Here is an 18,762-nt window from a genome sequence, read left to right as displayed (position 1 = left end):
GTCGGAACTAGCCAGACCCGTGTTTCAGTGCCTTGGGACATGCGGCTCGCCTGGGACAAGGACGTTCCGGTCCGGTCGATCACCCTGCACGAGAAGGTCGCGGGCTCAGCCAAGCGGGTCTTCACCAAGATCCGCGGGCTCTATTCCGATCGGGAGATAAAGGCGCTCGGCCTAGATCTTTTCGGCGGCTCCCTGAACGTGCGCCGGATGCGCGGTGGCAATCGCTATTCCATGCATGCTTGGGGCATCGCTATCGACTTTGATCCGGAGCGCAACCGACTCCATTGGAAGCGGCCGCAGGCCCGGCTTTCACATGACGACGCCATTCCCTTCTGGCTGGCGTGGGAGGCTGAAGGGTGGGTGTCTCTCGGACGGGTTCGAAACTTCGACTGGATGCATGTCCAGGCAGCAAGGCTTTAGAGGATGAAAATCATGCTCAAGACATACAAGCGAGAAACAGCGTGGGCGATGCTGGTAGGCCTGGCTGCGCTTTGCGTTTTCGATCTCTGGACAGGCGGCAAGACAAACGCTCGTGATTGGGCGGACCTGTTCATCTATCCGGCGTTCGGGTTTGCAGTCGCTGCCTTCGGGTTCGATGCCGCTGCCAAGTGGCCGCGGTCAGGAAGGGAGCCCTGATATACATGCTCTTTTTTAAACTGGCGGCAAAGATACTGAACACCCCCGCTGGTGTCATTCTGGCCGCACTCTGTGCGGTGAGTTTGGCGGTCTTCGTTTGGCACAAAGTCGATAAGTCCAGTGCGGTTCGTCATGCCGTCGCAGAATACGTTGCCGATGTCGAACTGAGGGCAGTCAGGGCGCGCCTCGACGAACTTAGACGCCGCAAGGCCGTCTCTGATGGTGCCAACCATAATCTCCAAATTGAAGTGAACAAGGTCAATGCGGAAGCTGAGGCCTCAGCACAGGAGTTGGAACACTATGTTTCGACAGTCGAGGATGGCTGTGTTGTGCAGCCTGGTCTTCTTGACCGCCTGCGGTCACGTTGACGAACGGCTGCAAGCGGCAGCCACAACAGTCGGGCAAATCGAGGCGACCAGGTATCTGCCCGACTATCCGCTAGACTGCCGGCAGCAAGAGCGTTCCGGTGTCCGTATCGGCGAACCTCTTGACGCAGCCTTGATCCGGACAGACCAGGCCCTTGGCCGAGCTAATGCCCGCGTGCGGCGGTGCCACCAATGGTACGACGAAATCAAGTCAGGCTTTGAAAGGGAAATAGAGTGACAGAAGCGGAACTGCGGGAAATCGCGAGAGAAGGGGGGAAGGAGGGAGGCCGGGAAGCCGCGAGAGAAGTGCTCCGCGCGCTTGGAGTTGATGTGGAGCACCCGTTTGAAGCACAGAAAGACATGCATTTTCTTCGGGATTTCAGAAAGGGAACCTCCAGTGTCAAAGGGAAGGTAATCAACACGATTATCGGTGCTCTCGCGTTGGCTGGACTTTACAAACTTTTTTCCAGTCTCAAATAAGCCGTTTCGATGGAGGGCCTTTCACAGCGACTGAATTTACTTCCGGTTGTCGATACGGGAAATTTGTCCAATCGTTAAAAAAAATTCCCAATGTGGCTCTGCCCATATTGTGTCCATGCTGAATCCATGATCACAATGACGGGTCAAATAAAGAATTCCAGGGGTTCGTCATGAAGATATTACGTGGTTGGCAATCCGCCAGTACCTGGCCGAGACGTTCGGTTCTGAAGTTTTCATTGGCCGTTGCTGCAATTGCAGTCGCGGGAATGCAGCCGGCTGCGGCCAAGGACAAGCCGATCAAGGTTGCTGCGATCTATACCGTTCCGGTGGAGCAGCAGTGGGTCAGCCGCATCAACAAGGCCCTTGAAGCCGCGCAGGCCAGAGGGGACATCACCTACACATTTTCCGAAAATGTCGCAAATACCGACTACGAACGCGTCATGCGCGAATATGCAGAACAGGGCATGGACCTTGTCGTCGGTGAAGCCTTTGCAGTGGAACGGGCCGCTCGCAAGGTGGCTGCGGAATATCCCGACACCGCCTTTCTTATGGGGTCGTCATTTGGACCCGCGCAGCCGAATTTTTCTGTTTTTGACAACTGGATCCACGAACCGAGCTATCTGACGGGCATGATTGCCGGTGCGACCACCAAGTCGAACGTGATCGGCATGGTGGGCGGGTATGCCATTCCCGAGGTGAATCGGCTGATGAATGCCTTTATGGAAGGGGCCACTTCGGTCAATCCCGATGTGAAGTTCCTGGTGACCTTCATCAACTCCTGGTACGACCCGCCCAAGGCCAAGGAAGCAGCCTTTGCGATGGTCGACAAGGGAGCCGATATCCTTTACGCGGAACGTTTCGGCGTTTCCGATGCGGCCAAGGAAAAAGGTCTGCTGGCAATCGGCAATGTGATCGACACCGCGGGTGATTATCCCGGGACCATATTGTCGTCTGCCCTTTGGCACATGGAGCCGACCGTGGACCGGGCCATCGAGGCCGTGATTGCGGAAAGTTTCGAGCCGGCGGACTACGGTCCCTACAGCTTCATGTCCTATGGCGGGGGCAGTTTCGTCGTTGACGAAAGTCTGGCGCCAGAAGATGCGGTCGCATCGGCAAAGGCAAAAGAACAGGAAATCAAGGATGGACTGTTTCGGGTAAATGTGAACGACAGCGAGCCGAAGTCGACAATGTAGTTTGGCGATCGAACATTCCGGTGGCGGATTTGCCGCCACCGGCACTTGCCCACGGCAGCCAGCTGCCGAATTGCTTCCCTTTCCAGGTCTATTTGGAGATCGTGATGGCGGCTCCTGGTTTGTTCACGCCGGTTGTTCTGAAATTGGACGGCATAACCAAACGGTTCGGTTCCTTCTGCGCTAACGACAATGTCTCGCTCGAACTCCGCCAGGGCGAGATTCTGGCTCTTCTGGGTGAAAACGGCGCGGGCAAGACCACATTGATGAACATCCTTTTCGGCCACTATGTCGCCGACGAAGGCAATGTCCTTGTCGACAACGGAGGCGGCTCGCTTCGCGAGCTTGAGCCGGGGTCTCCCCATGCCGCATTGACTGCGGGTGTCGGCATGGTTCACCAGCATTTTACACTCGCCGAAAATCTCAGCGCTTTCGATAACATTCTATTGGGCACCGAGCCGCTTGCCGCGATCCGTTCCTCACGCCAGTCCGCACGCAAGAAATTGCAGGACCTGATGGAGCGCTCGGGGTTGAACGTCAATCTTGATACTCGTGTCTCTCAGCTATCGGTCGGCGAAAAACAGCGTGTCGAAATTCTGAAGGCGCTGTACCGCGATGCAAAGGTACTGGTGCTGGACGAGCCAACAGCCGTACTGACACCGCAAGAGTCGGAGATGCTGTTTGCAATTCTCAAGAAGCTTGCGAGCGACGGCCTTGGGATCATTTTCATTTCCCACAAGCTGGCGGAAGTGATTGCGTCGTCCCATCGCATCGCCGTTCTCAGAAGCGGGCGTAAAGTTGCGGACCTGCCGACCGCCGATTGCAATCAGCGTCAGCTGGCCGAATTGATGGTGGGACATGAAATTACCGAAACGGTAAGGGACAAAGGCAATCCGGGCGCTGGGCTGCTTGTTCTGAGTGGTGTGTCCGCCGGGCAAGGGCGGGATGCATTGCTTCACGTAAACCTGGAACTGAGGTCAGGTGAAATCCTTGGTATTGCAGGTGTTTCCGGAAATGGTCAGACGACGCTCGCCCGGGTCATTTCAGGCCTGGAACAGGTGACCACAGGTACAATTCTGCTTGAAACCGAGAACCTCAGCCGGGCAACGGCGCGCGCCATGATCGACAGTGGAATAGCAAGAATTCCGGAAGACCGGCACAAGGACGGCATTGTCGGAGCAATGAGCGTCGCTGAAAATCTCGCGATTGAAACGATCCGTGCACGCGAAAGCCAGAAATTCGGTTTGTTGCGGTTCGGCGCACTTCGAGATCGTGCACGACAGCTGATCGAGGCCTACGACATTCGTTGCCAGGGCGAAGAAAGCCCTGCTCGGCTTTTGTCCGGGGGCAACATCCAGAAGATTGTTTTGGCAAGAACCCTCGACCCTAATCCCAGGGTGGTGCTGGCAGCGCAGCCATCTCGAGGCCTTGATGTCGGGGCCACTTCCGAAGTTCACAAACGGTTGCTGGCAGCCAGGGCAAGGGGCGCAGGTGTCATCCTGATCTCCGAGGACCTGGACGAGTTGATGAGGCTTGCCGACAGGATTGCCGTGATGCACAGGGGGCACCTGTCGACCGCGGAGCCGACCGAAACCCTGGACAGAGGGACTTTGGGATTGCGAATGGCAGGGCATGAGGAAGTGGATGCTGCATGATACGGTTTGAACCCAGAGGGCCTGTCACCGCGCTGCGCATGATCGGCATTTCAGTTGCAGCCGCCGGAATTGCCCTGATCCTGGCGGCCGTTCCCATGATGTTTGCCGGGGTGTCCGTATTCGAAGCCTACGGGCTTATGTTCAAGGGTGCTTTCGGGTCATTGTTTGCATTCACTGAAATGCTGACACGCGCAACGCCCCTTATCCTGACGGGTCTTGCGGCAGCAGTCGCCTTCAGGGCAAAGCTCTGGAACATCGGCGCGGAGGGGCAGCTTTACGCCGGTGCCCTCGCGGCTGTTGCCGTCGGCTCCGGAGCTCTCCAGTTGCCTGCGCCGCTGCTTGTGCCAACAGTTGTTCTGGCAGGCGCGGTCGCCGGGGGGCTGGTCATGCTGGGGCCGACGCTTTTGAAAACGCGATTGGGTGTCGATGAAGTTGTCACCACTCTGCTTTTAAATTTCGTCATCCTGCTGTTTGTACAAATGATGCTGGAAGGGCCGATGAAGGATCCCATGGGTATGGGATGGCCGCAATCGGAACCGATCCTGGATGAAGCCGCACTACCGAAACTGATAGCCCGGATGCGCATCCACTGGGGATTGGTCATCGCGCTGGTTGCGGCGCTGGGCGTCTACTTTCTCTTCAAGCGGACAGTCTGGGGTTTCGAAATTCGGGCTGTCGGTGAAAACGCCCCGGCGGCTCAACATGCAGGAATTCCGGTGACTGCAACCTTCATCCGGGTAGGGCTTTTGTCCGGTGCACTTGCTGGGCTCGCAGGGGTTGGCGAAGTTGCCGGGCTGAAAGGGTATCTCACGGCCGATCTCTCGCCGGGGTTCGGATACTCCGGCATTGTGGTTGCGATGCTTGCCGGATTGTCGCCAATCGGCGTTGTGTTCGCGGCTTTGTTTATTGCCAGCATCTTCGTCGGTGCTGATTCCATGTCGCGTGCAACCGGCGTTTCCAACTATCTCGCTGACCTGATCGTAGCCATGGCTTTGCTCTGTGTTCTGGTGTCAGGGCTATTCCTAAGGTTCAGGATCAGGATTGTCCGACGACGGTCTGGCAGGGAGGCCGCAGAATGAGCGACATTCTCGAAATTCTGGTTTCAGCGAATTTCTGGGCAGCGTCCCTGCGGATCGCAACGCCGCTGATTTTCGGAGTGCTGGGCGCGCTGATTTGCGAAAGGTCAGGCGTTCTGAATCTCGGGATCGAGGGGATTTTCACCGCCGGCGCCATGGCGGGTTGGATGGCGGTCTGGCTCGGAGCGGGCCTTTGGGGAGGCGTCCTGGTTGCAGCGCTTGCCGGGGCTTTTTTCGGACTTATTCACGCAATTCTGACAGTTCCTCTTGGGCTGTCCCAACACGTATCCGGCGTCGGCGTCACCCTGTTTGCAACGTCGCTGAGTTACTTCGTCTACCGGACAGCCTTGCCGGACGTCTCTTCCCCGCCGCGCATCACCGCTTTCCAGCCGCTCGATGTGCCGGGACTGTCAGACCTGCCGTTCATTGGACCTGTGCTTTTCCAGCAAACCGCCCTGACGTTTCTGGCCTTGTTGCTGGTTCTGATCACCGCCTATGTGCTGTACCGCACGCCTCTCGGACTTGCGATACAGGCGGTAGGAGACAATCCTTCGGCCGTGGAATCCCAGGGGCTCTCCGTCTTTGCACTTCGAATTGGTACTGTTGTCGCCGGATCCGCCATCATGGCACTCGGTGGAGCTTTTCTGACGATGTCCGCATTCGATGCGTTTTTCTTCGGCATGGTGAACGGACGTGGGTGGATCTGTATTGCTCTGACAGTGTTTGCTTCATGGAGACCGGGAAAGGCGCTTCTTGGGGCACTGCTGTTTGGGGCGTTTGACGCTTTTCAAGTGCGTCTGCAAACGGAAGTCGGCAATTTTGTTCCGGGCCAGGTATTCCTGATGATGCCCTATGTGCTCTCCATCCTTGCCCTGATCGTGGTTGCCCGCCGGGCCGATTATCCAAGAGCTCTGCTCGTTCCATATTTCCGCGGGCAGCGCTGACGGGACCAGTTCAATGAGTTTTGACCTTCTTGTAAAAAACGCAAACCTGCCGGATGGACGCAACGGTGTTGATATTGCTTGCAGCAACGGGCAGATCGTGGCCGTTGAAAGGGCAATTGATGCTGAGGCCGGGCAGGTGCTTGAAGCCGGTGGCCGGTTGGTCTCCCCCCCCTTTGTCGACAGCCATTTCCATATGGACGCGACGCTGTCACTTGGTCTGCCAAGGATGAACCGGAGCGGAACTCTGCTGGAAGGAATTGCCCTCTGGGGGGAATTGAAGGAAATCCTGACCGTCGAGGCAGTAATAGAGCGAGCGCTGAAATACTGTGATCTCGCCGTCTCTCAAGGGCTCCTTGCCATCCGCTCACACGTGGATGTCTGTGACGATCGCCTGACCGGAGTCCAAGGGCTTCTGGAGGTGCGGGAAAAGGTCAAACCCTATATCGATCTGCAACTCGTTGCCTTTCCCCAGGACGGTCTGTTTCGCTCTCCCAATGCCGAAAAGAACCTTCTGAAGGCACTCGATATGGGCGTCGATGTTGTAGGAGGCATTCCGCATTTCGAAAGGACCATGTCCGACGGCGCTGCTTCGGTGACACGGCTCTGCGAGATCGCTGCCGAACGGGGTCTCATGGTTGACATGCATTGCGACGAAACCGACGATCCGATGTCGCGTCATATCGAGACGCTTGCCTATGAGACGCAGAGGCTCGGACTGCAGGGGCGTGTTGCCGGCTCGCATCTGACCTCCATGCACTCCATGGACAACTACTACGTCTCCAAACTGTTGCCGTTGATTGCGGAAGCTGAAGTTCACGCGATTGCCAATCCGTTGATCAACATCACGTTGCAGGGCCGTCACGATACTTACCCGAAAAGACGGGGGCAGACCCGGGTACCGGAAATGCGCTCTTACGGGATCAACGTGGCCTTCGGCCATGATTGCGTAATGGACCCCTGGTATTCGATGGGCTCGGGCGACATGCTGGAAGTTGCCAGTATGGGTCTCCATGTCGCCCAGATGACCAGCCGGGACGCCATCCGGTATTGCTTTGACTGCGTGACCGCTCATCCAGCCAAAGCCATGGGGCTGGAAAACTACGGCGTTGAGAAGGGCTGCAAGGCGGACTTTGTGTTGCTGCAGGCGCGCGACGCAATTGAGGCGATCCGTCTCAAGGCGACAAGGCTTGCGGTCGTCAAGGCGGGCAGGGTCATCGCAAGGTCGCCGGAACGCCGAACCGAGTTATTTCTTGCCGGCCGGCCGGCTGTCATCAATGCCGCTGATTACGCGCCCAACGAAGGCTAGGGTCAGGATCCATTTGGCCGGCGTTGTGTTTTTTCGGCAAGGCGCAGGTCTAGGGGCAATGCCGGGTCTCGGAAAAGACATGCAACGCAGCCCGAAGAACCTCCAAAGCCGGCCTCTGGTGGACCATACCCGCCCACCGGACGTTGTTGCGCCGCTCGCACGGTCAACCGAACCACGCTGCGCAACGCGTCTCGCCGGCAACCGGGAAGGATCCATCAAATGAGTCCGTACCCTCGCAGGATATCCGAGTTTGGCGGGTAGCCACTGAAGGAGTTGCCTGTCGGTGTGTTGTCCGGGAGTTGTCGACGCACTGTTCACATTTTTAGTGCTAGTGGATTGATTCTTGCCTCACTATCTCTGGTTCACAAACAAAATCAGCCCGAGTTGCTGGATTGAATTGGAGAGAACGATGAACAACAGTGGAAGCACCATCCTGCAGATTGATGCATCGGCCAGAAAGACAGGTTCAGTGACCCGAGAACTGACAAGCGCCATGGTCACACAGCTTCTGGACAAGTCACCGGACGCAAAGGTTCTGACACGCGACGTCTCGCAGGGGCTGCCTTTTCTCGACGAAGACTGGGTTGGCGCAAACTTTACGGATTCCGCAGAACGCACTGCCGAACAGAAATTGAAACTGGCCCTTTCCGACACTCTGGTCGCCGAGTTGGAAGCGGCCGATACGATCGTCATTGGAGCACCTGTCTATAACTTTGGTATTCCGGCGGCGCTGAAGGCCTGGGTGGATCTGATTGCGCGTGCGAGAAAGACCTTTCAATACACCGAGAACGGGCCGGAAGGACTATTAAAGGGTAAGAAAGCGTTTGTGGTTGCTGCTTCCGGCGGTACCAAAGTGGGGTCCGAAATAGACTTTGCCGTGAACTATCTGAAGCATATTCTTGGCTTTGTCGGCATTACCGATGTCACGGTCGTTGCGGCGGATCAGCTCATGATGGATCCTGGCAACAGGGACAATGCCCTTGCACAGACACGCGAACTTGCCGCGTAAGTCTTTCAAAACCGGCCGGAGCAAATTTGCATCGGCCGGTTCGTCAGTTTTTTGCAAGATTTGATAACAAAATCAGAAGTTGCAATCTTCTTCACATAACCGCCAGAACGGTGGAGTTCCCCAAGGTTGCAATGCCGGCAAACTGCGGAACAGCAGTGCAAACGCACTGCTCACCGAAAGTAGTCAACGTCCACAGTCCCTTACGCCATCGCAAGGCATATCACTTGGAGAAGGTTTCTTGTCTTGTTGAATCTTATTGCCGCTCGATTGCTAGCGGTTTCGAATCATTAAACTTTTACCGATTGGCTCAGATCACACCGACCACGATTGCAGCCAGAAAAACGAAGGCCACGACAAAGGCAATCATGTTCAGGTTCCGTGCTAGAATCATCTGTCCGCTCCCGATTACCTCTCATTGATGGTGCGATACTAAGACAGGCAAATCGTGAAACGAAGCGAAAAAGATGTTGCGCTGCAATGCGGAAATGCGCTCCAGAGTTGCAGATCTTGACGGTTTGTTAAATAAATCATTGAAAGAAAACGAAACATACCGTGACAGGAGGTCCACACCGGAAAACCGGGCGTGCAATTTTTTTTCCTCTCGCTGTTCCTGCCCGCCGCCTCCGGCAGGCTATTTGTTGTCATGCCGGGACGCAGGAACACGCGTTTGGGCAGCGGTAGCGTCCTGTTAAGAGTGTTTTGCTAAATTCAGTCTGAACGCGACAGGCGCGTCGGAGTGAGGATGATCAGTCTTGCAAAACTTGCCGATCTGGCGAGAGACAACAGCGCGAGTGGCCGGAAAGGCCTGATCGGCACGCTGACGGATCTCTTTGTCAGTTCCGGTGACGACCGGGACGAACAGATCAGCCTGCTGTTCGGCGATATTGTCATGAAGGTTCTCGGCCAGCTTGAAGAAGAAACCCGGATGGTTCTTTCCAAACGGGTGTGCCGGGAAAAGGACGCGCCGCATGAGTTGATGGTCAGGCTGGCCAACGACACCTTTGCCGTAGCAGAGCCGGTACTGGAACATTCCCCCACTCTTTCTTCAGATGATCTGGTAACGATTGCCTCCTCTGCTTCCATGGACCACCTGGGGGCAATTGCAGGCCGTGAAACGGTCGACAAGGCTGTCACCAAAGTGCTGGTCGACCGAGGCGATGCCATGGTGCTGACCAAAGTGGCGGAGAACAAGGGGGCTGAGTTCGCCGATGCCTCTTTTCTGAAGCTTGTCGAAAAGGCGCGGACCGATGTTTCCATCCAGGCCGCTCTCATCAAGCGGTCGGACCTGCCAGACGAAGCGGCGCATGCCTTGCTGCCGTTTCTGACCGAAGAACTCAAAGAGCGCGTGAGTTCCCTGGGCGCCGACAATACACTCGTCCAACTGCTTGCGGAACGGGCCGCGACGGAAGTTGCTGCCCGAACTCAACGGCTTGAGGACGCGAGGGAACAGTCGAATGCCCTGATCCGGGATGTCGTCAGCAAAAAGACGAAGATCGACGACGCCGTAACATTGTTCGCCAGAGCGGACAGGACCGCCGAACTCGGCATGCTGCTGGCGAAAGTCAGTGATCTTCCGCCTGCTGCCGTTTCTCAACTTCTGTTCAGTGCGAGCGACAAGCCGCTCATCATCCTGTGCAAAGCGAATGGTGTCACGGCCGATGCCTACAAGGACATCCTGACCATGCGCGCCAGACGGTTGCGCATTGGTGGCCTGGAACTGAATGCTGCCATCCAGCGTTATGCGGCGTTGACCGAGGAAGGCGCCCGTAGATCGCTTGAAACCCTGAAGCAGTCTGGATCGGCCTACGGTCTGAAGACGGGTGAGGACAAAGCTCAGGCGGACGCGCAATCACAAAAGAAAAACATTCCCTTTGCGTCCAGCAGGCGAAGTTCCTCCAGTTAGAAGGTTTTTTCGGCTGGAGGAAAGTGCGGTCAACTTCTGCCCTGTTGAAAGTCTGCGCCAAACGGCCTTTTCATCTGCCAGAACGGGTCCTCAGGTCGACGACCTTTGCATTGCCGCGGTCATGGCCGCTGCAGAGATCAGAAAGCCACCTCCCACCTTGTTGACGAGACGAAGCAAGGACGGGTTGCGCAGTTTTTGACCTATGGCCGCTGCGACCAGCGCATAGGCCGCCGCATTCACGATTCCGAGCACCACGAAAGTCATTCCAAGCAAAGTCAATTGCGGAATGACGGGAGCTTGCGGGGAGATGAAATGTGGCAGAAAGGCCATGAAGAACACGATCCCCTTCGGATTGAGCGCCGTGACCAAATAGGCGTGCCAGAAAATTTTCCGGTTCGAAACGTCGGGTACCTGTTGCGAGCCGAGCACCTGCGGACGGCTGCGCCACATCTTGATACCCAGCCAAACCAGATAGGTGGCTCCAATCCATTTCAGCACAGTGAAGGCGTCGGCAGACGCGGCCAGAATGGCGCCGAGACCCATCAGGGAAACTGCCGCCGCTGTGGCATCCCCCAATCCTACCCCCATGACACTTGCAAAGGCTGACTTCCTTCCCTGGGTAATGGCATAACTCACGACCAGCATGATGGTCGGCCCCGGGATGGCAAGGACGATCAGGGTCGCAACGACATAGGCGGAATAGAGCTCGGACGTCATGGGAAAATTCCGGTTTCAGACGGGAAACCATAGACGCCACGCGGACCGTGTTCAATCATGTCACGGAACATACGTGCTCAGTCGGACGGAATTGGTATGACGAACGGCGCAACATTCTTTTTCATGTTCCTGATGCCCGGGATCTTTCTTCAAGAAGCGACAGCGTCAGAACCTGTTCCAGCGCACAAGCCCTTTGAAACTTCAATGAAGGAGAGTTTTGACAGGCGCGCCGCTATTCCGGCTGCCAAGCCGAAGCTCGGAAAATCAGATGAATTCAAGCCGAACGGGATGGCCGCTCTGAAAAAGACTCATGACCGTTGTAACGTCCCGGGAGCTCTGCTGGAGACTGCTGAACCGGTCGGGAATACTTCCGGCACGGACGCACATTGCGATATTGTGGATCCCGTCAAGTTGACCGGAGTCGAGTTGGGGGAAATCACCACAACGTTCTCGGCGCCTCTGACGGTTTCCTGCGAATTTGCGGGGGTGTTGACGGAATGGCTTCGGGAAGATGTGCTACCAGCAGCAAGAGAGACACTTGCCAGTCCGGTCTCGGTCATTACGAGTGGGCCCGGATATCAATGCCGGCGGCGGAACAACCAGCCTGACGGCAAGATCTCCGAGCACGCGCTGGGCAGGGCTGCCGATCTGACGCAATTCCACTTTGCCAACGGCGTTGCGGTAACAGTCGAAGACGATTGGGCAAAGGACACTGACAAAGGGAGGTTCCTGAAAACAGTGCACGGTTTGGCCTGTGGACGTTTCACGACTGTCCTGGGGCCGGACGCGGACCCGAACCACCGGGCGCATTTCCACCTGGACACAGGCTGCCATGGCAAGACCTGCACCTATCTCATCTGCCAATAAATTTTGTTTGTGTTTCACTCGCGGCTTGCAAATCGGGTGCAGGCTTGTTCCCCTTAGCTGATCGTCTTTCTAATCGGGAATTGCTGATGGAACGATACAAGACTGCCAAAGATGCCGCGCTCAAGCTTCGACCCGACCAGCCGGTCTACTGTTTCCGGCCGAAGGTGCTGCATGAAGATGCCCGCAGGTTTCAAGACTTGTTTCCCGGAAAAACCGCTTATGCCGTGAAGACCAACGGCGAACCGTTTGTTCTGAAATCATTGGCAAAAGCCGGGATCGATTGTTTCGATGTGGCTTCGCCTGCCGAGTTCGCGGCGGTAAAGTCCGCCGCCCCGAAGGCGGAGATGCTCTACATGCATCCGATCAAGGCCCAATCGGACATCCGTCTGGCCCTGGAAGTTTATGGCATTCGGACCCTTTCCCTGGATCACGAGGATGAAGTCGCCAAGATCCTGCGCATCGTGCGGGCGCTGGATATCGATCCTGGAACCATCACTTTATTCGTGCGGATCGCGACCAAGGGGCACGCCGCCTATGAGCTTTCCAAGAAATTCGGCGCAGCGCCCGGCCATGCCGTCGAGCTGTTGCAGCGTATCGACAGGATCGGTTTCAAATGCGGTCTGTGTTTCCATGTCGGCAGCCAGATCGAGGAACCGGAGACCTATGAACGTGCACTGGCATCGGCGGACTGGATCAGGTCGAGGGCAGGAGTGCCGATCGTCGAACTCGATGTCGGAGGTGGCTTTCCCGCCAAATACGGTCACGACCCACGCAGGAAGACGCCGGAAATGCCGTCGCTCGAGGAGCTGATGGCGCAGCTCAAGGCCGATATTGCCGATTGGCAGTTCAACGAGTTGCCGCTAGTGGCCGAACCCGGGCGCGTGATCGTTGCCAGGTCCATTTCACTGATCGTGCGGGTGCTGTTGAAAAAGGGTCGGCGTCTCTACATCAACGACGGTATCTGGGCATCGCTCTCCGACAGCTGGACCGGAAAGATCACGCTGCCGGCTCGTTTCATTCCCGATCCGGCGCGCAAGACACGTTCGGGGCACGCGGACAAGATTGTACCCTTCAAGGTCTGTGGTGCGACTTGCGACAGCGTCGATATCCTCTCGCGCCCCTTCTGGCTTCCGGAAACCGTCGACACCGGCGACTGGATCGAAATCGGCCATATCGGCGCTTACAGTCTGTCGCTCAGGACTCGATTCAATGGGTTCTACCCGGAGAAGGTGATCGAGGTGGAAACGCCGTTCGATGCCGGTGAGGCACCGGAGGGCTTTGCTTCGATCGAGACGATGGCGGACTGAAATCAATCTGGCCGGACGTGAAAAAGGCGGCAGCAAGCGGATGGCCAGTTCGGCTGGCCTGTCGCTTGTCGCCGCGAGGTGTCAGGCTTGGTTCGAAGACCTTCTTTTGATCACGGAGTTACTGGCAGAAGCGCTGTTCACCCCGGTAGGTCGTGAAAGTGCCGGTGGACGGATTGAACGACCTGTATTTCGACGAGCAATAGTCGTACCAGGCAGGGCTCCAAGGCTGGTAACCGACGGGACCCTGAACGCGACCGGGGTACGGAGCAGGCGGATAGTAATCGACCGGAGGCGGGCCGGCATAGCTCGGCTGATTGGTTGCGCCCAAGAGGATGGCACCCGCAGCCAGACCGATGATACCGGCGGCAACCGCTGCGCCGACATTATCGTTGTTCTTGTGGCGCCTTTTATTGTGGCGCTTGTGTTTGCGGTATGAGCCATGGCGCTCGTGATAGCCGCCGTGGTGCTCGCGCCAGCCGTGCCGCGAACCTGCTTCCGCAGTCGCGACCGTCGGCAAAAGAAGGGCCCCTGTCAGGGCGGCGGCGATAAGGCGTTTGCTCAAGATAGTCATCGGTTCTCTCTCCAAGGGCTTGCGCCTTTTGTGAGTGGCGCCGTAGCTGATGGTCGGAAAATCACACAAGTGCCCTGAACCGGTTCTGATATGGCCGTTCATCTGGCGTTCAGGTTTCTGATATGGGTTTGGGAACACGAAAACGCGGACATGAGCCGGAAGCGAATTCCGGCTGGAAAGGGCTCACGTGGAAAGTCAGGACGAAACAGGCAGGGAAAAGAAATCCGTCATCCGGCCGACGGACGATCAGGCGCGCCAACTGGCCAAGGGGCTCGTCAGGAGTGCCCGGTTCGGGGCACTAGCAGCACTTGAAGCCGGAACAGGACATCCGCTGGCGAGCCGCGTTGCCGTTGCCTCCGACATAGACGGCACACCGGTCATTCTGACGAGCCTGCTCTCGGGTCACACTGCCGCCATTCTCGAGACGCCTTCCTGTTCGTTGCTGGTTGGGGAGCCGGGCAAGGGGGATCCCCTGGCGCATCCGCGAACTTCGCTCTTTTGCAAGGCGGTTCGGATCGAAAGAGGCAGCCCAACCCACAATCGTTTGCGTTCACGCTATCTTGCTCGTCACCCCAAAGCGGAACTCTACGTCGATTTCGGCGATTTTTCCTTCTTTCGACTTGAACTCGAGCGCGCAAGCCTGAACGGGGGCTTCGGCAAGGCCTTCGAACTGCAGAAAGAGGACCTTCTTACGCCCGTTGACGACCCCGAGCGCTGGAGCGCAATGGAAGCCGGCGCCGTTACCCACATGAACGAAGACCACAAGGAAGCGGTCAGGCTCTATGCCGAAGCCCTGTGCAAGGCGGACAAGGCAAACTGGCGTCTGGCGTGCCTTGATCCGGAAGGTCTCGATCTGGTTGCCGGCGACAAGGTCGAACGGCTCTGGTTTGCAGATCCGCTTGATGATCCTCAGGACTTGCGATCGGTACTGGTTGCCTTGGCGGTGCAGGCGAGAAATATCTGACCGTTTCCCGAAAAGGCATTCGAAACTGTCGCCTGTTTGCACTGGTGCAAAACCGCTTGTCCGGATAGAAATGGTCACCTTTTCAATCAGGACGATTGTTTTGCCTACGCTCTAACCGGTCTTCGATCCCGCAATTGCGCTCAATCGGGCGCGTATTTGACTTGTTCGTCAAGGTGGCGGATCGGGACCGGTGTGGCTGTGCCAAACCGTATCTGAACCTTCCGATACGCTGCTGAATTTACCGTTGCTTTAGCCAGACTGTGTGCCTGCGTCCGAGGACGTGCGGCCGTCCCGACAGCCCGTTGACGGACTTCCCACGAAGGAAGACCAACGGAATGTCGTCTTTGTTGAAGTTTGAATGGACCATCCTGAGCGATGTCGTGCCTGCCATTCACCGCCCCTGCGGCCGTTGCGGCGTTGTGCGGGCTTTTGTGTCATCCGGAAAATTTCGCCTGAATGCAAATGGCAGCCGGTTGGACGCCTGGCTGATCTATCACTGCCGCGCCTGTAACAAGAGCTGGAACCGAACTCTGTTCGAGCGACGCCCCGTCAAATATCTTGTTGAAGGAGAACTCGAAGCGCTCCAGTCGAATGACCCGGCCATGGCCGACGGATTTGCCCGTAAAGGCTGCCGGTCCACGCAGGCGGAGCCCGGTCGCAGTCAAACCGGAACAGAAGCCGGCTTCCACCTGAAAATGCGGATGAGCGGCCAGGACGGGGAGCAGACCGGTGAAACGCTTCTCGTGATCCGCAATCCAGATCGTTGCAGAGCGCGTTTGGACCAGATCGTCGCAAAAGGTCTGGGCCTGTCCAGAAGGAAGGTTCTACTGCTGAGCGAGGCGGGGGAGTTGTTCATCTCCGATGCTTCCCGCAAGCCTCTGAGGCGACCGGCGCCACGCGAGCTGACGATCGTCATCCGGGACAAGGGAGATGCAATGCTTGTCAACCGGCTGATCGAAAAGGCAGGCGCCAAGTAGCCGGAACGGTTTTCGGGGAGCAATCTTGTAACAAAACGGACGCCAGGCCTGTAACGAGATACCGGCCTGGCGTTCACTGTTCGCGTTCTTGGCCTCAGGCCGCTCCCCAGCCGCCGGCCGTCGGAGTGATGACGGTAACGGCCTCGCCTGCTTCCAGGACCGTCTGGTCGCAGCCCTCGAGCACCTGGACTGTTCCGCCCAGCCTGCGGACTTCCGTCCGGCCGAGTTCTCCGTCGGATCCTCCTGCAAGGCCCTTCGGTGGAACCGTGCGGTGGGAGGCAAGGATGGCGCAATCCATTTTTTCCAGGAAACGCAAGGTTCGCCGTGTACCGTCGCCGGCAGACCACTTGCCCTTGCCGCCGGACCCCTTGCGGATATGGAAATCTTCCAGAAGAACGGGGAACCGGAATTCCAGTACTTCCGGGTCTGTGAGGCGCGAGTTGGTCATGTGGGTGTGCACGCCGTCAGTGCCGTTGAAACCGGGACCCGCCGGGGAACCGGAACAGATGGTTTCATAATACTGGTAGATGTCGTTGCCGAAGGTCAGGTTGTTCATCGTGCCTTGCGCGTTTGCCATGGCGCCGAGCGCGGCGAAGACCGCGTTGGTGACATGCTGCGAGGTTTCCACGTTGCCGGCGACAACCGCCGCCGGATAGGACGGACGCAGCATGCAATCGTCCGGGATGATGATGTTGATCGGTTTCAGGCAACCGGCATTCATGGGGATGTCGCCGTCGACCATCACACGGAAGCAGTAGAGGATCGCGGCCCGGGTGACCGGCTCCGGAGCATTGAAGTTGTTGGGCCTAACGCCGGAGGTGCCGGTGAAGTCCACCGTGGCTTCGCGCTTTTCCTTGTCGACCGTGATCTTGACCTTGATGAGCGAGCCTTGATCCGTCGGATATGCGTATTCGGAATCCTTCAGGGCCTCGATTACCCGGCGCACGCTTTCTTCCGCGTTGTCCTGCACGTGCCCCATATAGGCCTGAACCACGTCCAGCCCGAAATGGGCGACCATTTTCCGAAGTTCCTGAATGCCCTTCTCGTTGGCCGCGATCTGGGCGGAGAGATCGGCGACATTCTGGTGCGGGTTTCTGGCCGGGTAGGGGTGGTTGGTCAGGAGTTCGACGAGTTCCTGCTCGCAGAACCGGCCCTCGTCGACGATCTTGAAATTGTCGAAGAGGACGCCTTCCTCGTCCACGTTGGTGGCGCGCGGTGTCATGGAACCCGGAGCCGAGCCTCCGACATCGGCATGGTGGCCGCGGGAGGCAGACCAGAACAGGATTTCCTTGCCGTCATCATCGAACACCGGGGAAACCACCGTAATATCGGGCAAGTGTGTTCCACCGTTATAGGGCGCGTTGAGCGCGAAGACGTCACCCGGTTTGATCTTGCCCTTGTTGAGCTTGATTACCGTCTCGACGGACCGGTCCATGGACCCCAGATGCACCGGCATGTGCGGCGCATTGGCAACCAGCGCACCACTGGCGTCGAACACAGCACAGGAAAAGTCCAGACGTTCCTTGATGTTGACGGAATAGGCGGTGTTCTGCAGCGTCACGCCCATCTGTTCCGCGATGGACATGAACAGGTTGTTGAACACTTCCAGCATGACCGGGTCGGCATGGGTGCCGATGGCCTCCGTCCGTTTCAGCGGTACGATCCGCTTCAGGATGACATGATCCTTGGCGTTGACTTCCGCCTGCCAGCCGTCCTCGACGGCAATCGTCGCATGGGGCTCGATGATGACGGCTGGGCCCGTCACCTTCATGCCCGGCCTCAGCGCAGCACGCTTGAAGATCCCTGCGTCATGCCACGTGCCTTCCGAATAAAGGCGTGAAGTTGTCGCCGCCACCGGTGTTTCCGATGCCAGGGCCAGGTCGGGTTCGACGAGCCCCGCACCGCCGCCTGCGGTTTCCACCTCCAACGCCTCCACGACAACCGGCTTGTTTTCATAGGCAAAGCCGAATTGCTTCTTGTGGGCGTCCTCGAAAGCCGCGCGCATTTCTGCAACGCCGCCAAGCGGTACCGGCAGCGGTGTATCGGTTCCATCGTAGCGCAGATGCGTGGTCGCGGTGGTCCGGCGATGGTTCGTGGAGATGTCCTGCCGTTCCAGTTCCGCCTCGGTATGACCCGCAAGCTGGTCACGCAACGCAAGCAGCTCCGGCATCAGGTCTTCCGTCAAGGTCCTCACCACCGCCTGCTGACGGTCGGCGCGGATGTCGGCGAGCCCCATGCCATAAGCCGACAGGATGCCGGAGAACGGATGCAGGATGACCGTCTTCATGCCAAGGCTGTCAGCAACCCGGCAACCGGTCTGGCCACCCGCACCGCCGAAACAGGTCAGAGCATATTCGGTAACGTCATAGCCGCGCTGAACGGAAATCTTCTTGATGGCGTTGGCCATGTTTTCGACGGCGATCTTCAGGAAGCCGTCGGCAACCTCTTCCGGCGTGCGGCCGTCGCCGATTTGTTCTGCGAGGTCCGAGAATTTCCGGTGCACGATATCGCCGTCGAGCGGCTGGTCCTGGTTCGGACCGAAGATCTTCGGGAAGAATTCCGGAGCCAGTTTGCCGGTCATCAGGTTGGCATCGGTCACCGTCAGCGGTCCGCCGCGCCGATAGCACGCCGGGCCGGGATTGGCTCCGGCCGAATCCGGCCCGACCTGGAAGCGTCCGTCCGCGTAATGCAGGATCGAGCCGCCACCGGCGGCAACCGTGTGGATCATCATCATCGGGGCGCGCATGCGCACGCCTGCGACTTCGGTCTCGAAGGCACGCTCGTAGTCGCCGTCA

18 protein-coding genes are annotated in these 18,762 nt (G+C 57.7%); 15 read left to right on the top strand and 3 right to left on the bottom strand.

Annotated elements, in window-relative coordinates:
* From ACQY7U_RS23775 to ACQY7U_RS23725, 11 genes are all read left to right on the top strand, one after another.
* A partial coding sequence (locus tag ACQY7U_RS23775) for a M15 family metallopeptidase (RefSeq protein WP_428650298.1) occupies positions 1-420 on the top strand: 420 nt, incomplete at its 5' end.
* Positions 421-432: 12 nt separating this feature from the next.
* The gene (locus ACQY7U_RS23770) at positions 433-636 is read left to right on the top strand and encodes a hypothetical protein (protein ID WP_428650296.1); all 204 of its coding nucleotides are present in this window, start codon (positions 433-435) and stop codon (positions 634-636) included.
* Between the two features lie 5 nt (positions 637-641).
* A complete protein-coding gene (locus tag ACQY7U_RS23765) occupies positions 642-1,004 on the top strand; it encodes a hypothetical protein (protein ID WP_428650293.1) in 363 nt (120 codons plus the stop codon).
* A gap of 231 nt (positions 1,005-1,235) precedes the next feature.
* A complete protein-coding gene (locus ACQY7U_RS23760; protein WP_428650291.1) occupies positions 1,236-1,481 on the top strand; it encodes a hypothetical protein in 246 nt (81 codons plus the stop codon).
* A gap of 266 nt (positions 1,482-1,747) precedes the next feature.
* A complete protein-coding gene (locus ACQY7U_RS23755; protein WP_428650301.1) occupies positions 1,748-2,674 on the top strand; it encodes a BMP family protein in 927 nt (308 codons plus the stop codon).
* A gap of 104 nt (positions 2,675-2,778) precedes the next feature.
* The gene (locus ACQY7U_RS23750; protein WP_428650288.1) at positions 2,779-4,326 is read left to right on the top strand and encodes an ABC transporter ATP-binding protein; all 1,548 of its coding nucleotides are present in this window, start codon (positions 2,779-2,781) and stop codon (positions 4,324-4,326) included.
* Positions 4,323-5,405, top strand: coding sequence for an ABC transporter permease (locus ACQY7U_RS23745; RefSeq protein ID WP_428650286.1), 1,083 nt, complete (start codon positions 4,323-4,325; stop codon positions 5,403-5,405). Before ACQY7U_RS23750 ends, ACQY7U_RS23745 begins: the two co-directional genes overlap by 4 nt.
* A complete protein-coding gene (locus ACQY7U_RS23740) occupies positions 5,402-6,346 on the top strand; it encodes an ABC transporter permease (protein ID WP_428650283.1) in 945 nt (314 codons plus the stop codon). The genes ACQY7U_RS23745 and ACQY7U_RS23740 overlap by 4 nt, the downstream gene beginning before the upstream one ends.
* A gap of 13 nt (positions 6,347-6,359) precedes the next feature.
* Positions 6,360-7,652: an amidohydrolase family protein gene (locus tag ACQY7U_RS23735; protein ID WP_428650280.1), complete on the top strand. Its 1,293-nt coding sequence runs from the start codon at positions 6,360-6,362 to the stop codon at positions 7,650-7,652.
* Between the two features lie 343 nt (positions 7,653-7,995).
* A complete protein-coding gene (locus ACQY7U_RS23730) occupies positions 7,996-8,661 on the top strand; it encodes an FMN-dependent NADH-azoreductase (RefSeq protein ID WP_428650278.1) in 666 nt (221 codons plus the stop codon).
* A 742-nt stretch (positions 8,662-9,403) separates the two neighbouring features.
* Positions 9,404-10,564, top strand: coding sequence for a DUF2336 domain-containing protein (locus ACQY7U_RS23725; protein ID WP_428650275.1), 1,161 nt, complete (start codon positions 9,404-9,406; stop codon positions 10,562-10,564).
* 90 nt (positions 10,565-10,654) lie between these two features.
* Here the strand turns inward: ACQY7U_RS23725 and ACQY7U_RS23720 are convergent, their stop codons facing one another.
* Positions 10,655-11,281 (bottom strand): LysE family translocator, encoded by a 627-nt coding sequence (locus ACQY7U_RS23720; protein ID WP_428650272.1) that lies wholly within the window; start codon positions 11,279-11,281, stop codon positions 10,655-10,657.
* Positions 11,282-11,377: 96 nt separating this feature from the next.
* On the opposite strand from ACQY7U_RS23720, the gene ACQY7U_RS23715 reads away from it, so the two are divergent.
* Both ACQY7U_RS23715 and ACQY7U_RS23710 read left to right on the top strand, forming a co-directional pair.
* Positions 11,378-12,148 carry an extensin family protein gene (locus tag ACQY7U_RS23715; protein ID WP_428650269.1) on the top strand — a complete coding sequence of 257 codons (771 nt, stop codon included), beginning with the start codon at positions 11,378-11,380 and terminating at the stop codon, positions 12,146-12,148.
* An 86-nt stretch (positions 12,149-12,234) separates the two neighbouring features.
* Positions 12,235-13,455 carry an alanine racemase gene (locus tag ACQY7U_RS23710; RefSeq protein ID WP_428650266.1) on the top strand — a complete coding sequence of 407 codons (1,221 nt, stop codon included), beginning with the start codon at positions 12,235-12,237 and terminating at the stop codon, positions 13,453-13,455.
* A gap of 118 nt (positions 13,456-13,573) precedes the next feature.
* Here the strand turns inward: ACQY7U_RS23710 and ACQY7U_RS23705 are convergent, their stop codons facing one another.
* Positions 13,574-14,026 carry a BA14K family protein gene (locus ACQY7U_RS23705; protein ID WP_428650264.1) on the bottom strand — a complete coding sequence of 151 codons (453 nt, stop codon included), beginning with the start codon at positions 14,024-14,026 and terminating at the stop codon, positions 13,574-13,576.
* A gap of 187 nt (positions 14,027-14,213) precedes the next feature.
* Between ACQY7U_RS23705 and ACQY7U_RS23700 the strand changes: the two genes are divergently transcribed.
* Both ACQY7U_RS23700 and ACQY7U_RS23695 read left to right on the top strand, forming a co-directional pair.
* Positions 14,214-14,990 carry a HugZ family protein gene (locus tag ACQY7U_RS23700; protein WP_428650261.1) on the top strand — a complete coding sequence of 259 codons (777 nt, stop codon included), beginning with the start codon at positions 14,214-14,216 and terminating at the stop codon, positions 14,988-14,990.
* A gap of 335 nt (positions 14,991-15,325) precedes the next feature.
* Positions 15,326-15,967, top strand: a complete 642-nt coding sequence (locus tag ACQY7U_RS23695) for a DUF1062 domain-containing protein (RefSeq protein ID WP_428650258.1) — start codon at positions 15,326-15,328, stop codon at positions 15,965-15,967.
* A 94-nt stretch (positions 15,968-16,061) separates the two neighbouring features.
* On the opposite strand, the gene ACQY7U_RS23690 is transcribed toward ACQY7U_RS23695, so the two are convergent.
* Positions 16,062-18,762: hydantoinase B/oxoprolinase family protein (locus ACQY7U_RS23690; RefSeq protein WP_428650255.1), on the bottom strand; the 2,701-nt coding region annotated here is incomplete at its 5' end.

Source organism: Roseibium sp., assembly GCF_050301095.1.
In the GTDB taxonomy this organism is placed as follows: Bacteria; Pseudomonadota; Alphaproteobacteria; order Rhizobiales; family Stappiaceae; genus Roseibium.
This window is presented reverse-complemented; position numbering and strand designations above follow the sequence as displayed.

Bases quoted from the DNA above. Each gene is read 5' to 3' on its own strand.
- ACQY7U_RS23770 (WP_428650296.1), top strand. From the start codon at position 433: ATGCTCAAGACATACAAGCGAGAAACAGCGTGGGCGATGCTGGTAGGC.
- ACQY7U_RS23765 (WP_428650293.1), top strand. From the start codon at position 642: ATGCTCTTTTTTAAACTGGCGGCAAAGATACTGAACACCCCCGCTGGT.
- ACQY7U_RS23755 (WP_428650301.1), top strand. From the start codon at position 1,748: ATGCAGCCGGCTGCGGCCAAGGACAAGCCGATCAAGGTTGCTGCGATC.
- ACQY7U_RS23750 (WP_428650288.1), top strand. From the start codon at position 2,779: ATGGCGGCTCCTGGTTTGTTCACGCCGGTTGTTCTGAAATTGGACGGC.
- ACQY7U_RS23745 (WP_428650286.1), top strand. From the start codon at position 4,323: ATGATACGGTTTGAACCCAGAGGGCCTGTCACCGCGCTGCGCATGATC.
- ACQY7U_RS23740 (WP_428650283.1), top strand. From the start codon at position 5,402: ATGAGCGACATTCTCGAAATTCTGGTTTCAGCGAATTTCTGGGCAGCG.
- ACQY7U_RS23735 (WP_428650280.1), top strand. From the start codon at position 6,360: ATGAGTTTTGACCTTCTTGTAAAAAACGCAAACCTGCCGGATGGACGC.
- ACQY7U_RS23725 (WP_428650275.1), top strand. From the start codon at position 9,404: ATGATCAGTCTTGCAAAACTTGCCGATCTGGCGAGAGACAACAGCGCG.
- ACQY7U_RS23720 (WP_428650272.1), bottom strand. From the start codon at position 11,281: ATGACGTCCGAGCTCTATTCCGCCTATGTCGTTGCGACCCTGATCGTC.
- ACQY7U_RS23715 (WP_428650269.1), top strand. From the start codon at position 11,378: ATGACGAACGGCGCAACATTCTTTTTCATGTTCCTGATGCCCGGGATC.
- ACQY7U_RS23710 (WP_428650266.1), top strand. From the start codon at position 12,235: ATGGAACGATACAAGACTGCCAAAGATGCCGCGCTCAAGCTTCGACCC.
- ACQY7U_RS23705 (WP_428650264.1), bottom strand. From the start codon at position 14,026: ATGACTATCTTGAGCAAACGCCTTATCGCCGCCGCCCTGACAGGGGCC.
- ACQY7U_RS23695 (WP_428650258.1), top strand. From the start codon at position 15,326: ATGTCGTCTTTGTTGAAGTTTGAATGGACCATCCTGAGCGATGTCGTG.